This window comes from bacterium (assembly GCA_021159335.1).
Taxonomy (GTDB): Bacteria; UBP14; UBA6098; order B30-G16; family B30-G16; genus JAGGRZ01.
Genome location: JAGGRZ010000099.1, coordinates 1 through 2,275, shown reverse-complemented (window position 1 = coordinate 2,275; position 2,275 = coordinate 1). Strand labels below are relative to the sequence as shown.

Here is a 2,275-nt window from a genome sequence, read left to right as displayed (position 1 = left end):
ATATTATATTGATATATTTTTTCTTTCAAATTTAATGAATCTATCTGATAATGACTAGAAAATTCTTTTAATAAACAACAATCATTATAAAAAAGTGCCATTCTTTCTGTCGGAGTAATAAGACTATCCCACTTTAAATCTGAACTTCTATAAAACCACAAATCTTTATCTACACGATTGTGATAAACAAAAGCATATCCTGAATATGGTCTATTCGGCTTAATGCCAGACAATTGTGGCCAATTTGCCCAAATTAATCTTGGAATACCTTCGTAATAGCTATATAAATCTAGAACAAATTCAGAATCTGACCATTCTGTTGTTCCAACATCTTTTTGAAAGTGATGATATTCCCTTTCTCTAAAAGGATCTTCCTGCATATCTATGTAAATCAAATGTATTTTTCCATTCTTGGTTGAACTAATTGTAGACAGATAAGATTGGGCTGCACCGCCGCCTAGTAGATTAGTAAGTTTGCATTTATCTTTCCATTCGTTATTTATATAACTTCTGGCCCAAATATTTAGACCATTATCCCAAGAAACATAAATATTCCCATCATCATCTAGACATATAGAACAATTTTCGCTATCCCAATTTTCATATTCAAGTGCTATTCTAGCATTCCATCCATTATTATCCCTTTTTTTATATTGAACATTAGCATTATCTTCTGGACCATATTTTCCTATAAATACCAAATGAATATTATCGTCATTGTCAATGGCAATAGTTGGATAATCATCATATAAATGTTTAGATGTTGCTTCTTCTATAGATTGCCACGAACTTCCAATTTTTCTTCTATAAGCTATATACGTAGCATTAGAAATAGCATCATATTTTTTCCAAACTACATGAACATTATCCTGACTATCCACAGCAATATCAAGATAATTAAATTCTTCAAATGTCTGTTCATCTACTAATTCTTCAGTTTCCCAATTACCTAACGCATTTCTTTTTTTATAATAAACACTATAATCATTAATATAATCCAAATAAATCAAATGTACATTATTTAATGAATCTATTGCAATAGAACTATATTTTTGATGCCTATTTCCAGATGTAATCTGTTCTTCAGTCCATGTTTTTCCATTATCTTCTGAATATGCAATGAAAATATGATAATAACTACCTATTTTCTTAGAATATGTAACCCACAATTTCCCATTGGAATCTCTAGCCAAACAATGATACCCCAAATAATAATGCACATTTTGTGCAATCAAAAATTTGTTTTCTGGTATTTTCCATTCTAAATCTGAACTAGGATAATATCTTAAAGTATCTTTATCTATCCAAGTAAAAGCATAGCCTGCTTTGGGAATATTAGTATGAACTTCATCAATTATTGGATAAATACTAGAAATAAAAGTTGGCCAATAATGGTCATTAGAAGTATCGGTTATATGTTTTATTGAAGACCAAGTACTAGCAGTTTTCTGTTTATATTGAATATTAAAATGATTTGTGAATAAACCCCACGCTTTTCCAGTCCAAACAACATTAATATTAGAATAACTGTCTGTACTTATTGAAGGTTGAATTTGATCTTCTGCTTTATTAGTAATTATTTCTTCGTCTTCCCAAACTGAAGTTGCGGAAGTACGTTTTCTAAAAATTATATTCCAAACATTTGGATTATTTCCCCATCCTTTGCCTTGCCAAACAACATTTAAATTTCCATCTAAATCTGCAATTGCGGAAGGAAAATCTTGATCATAAGGTTTATCGGTAATACTTTCTTGTGGATACCAGTCGCCATCTAAAGCTTTACGTTTATATTGCAAATTATAAAAGTTTGGATTGGAACCATAGCCTTTTCCTGTCCAAATGAGATGTAAATAAGAATCATCTATTGCCAAAATAGGATTAATTTGGTCATAAAAATTATCGTTGGTTATTTGTTCTGTACTTGTAATTTGACCTGTAGTTGTGTTTAAATAAGCGATATAAATGTTGTAGATATTATTAGATTTTCCATACCATGCTATATAACCATTATCATTTTTATCAATAATAATTACAGGTGAATGCTGATCGCCATTACTAGTTATCTGAATAGGTGTATTAAATCCTGCTTCTATTTTTCTAATATAATAAATGTTACTATTATTTACCCAAACAATATGAATATATCCTTCACTATCTATTGCAATATCTGGTTCAGATTGTGGATTACTTTCATTTGTAATTTGTTCTTCAGCCCATGTTTGACCATTATCATTAGAAGTAGCTAAATACAATTGATTATTATATATATAAACAC

At 29.4% G+C, this 2,275-nt stretch carries 1 protein-coding gene; it reads right to left on the bottom strand.

All coding sequences use genetic code 11. The features are described from left to right. A partial coding sequence (locus J7J62_05705) for a hypothetical protein (protein MCD6124649.1) occupies positions 1–2,275 on the bottom strand: 2,275 nt, incomplete at both ends.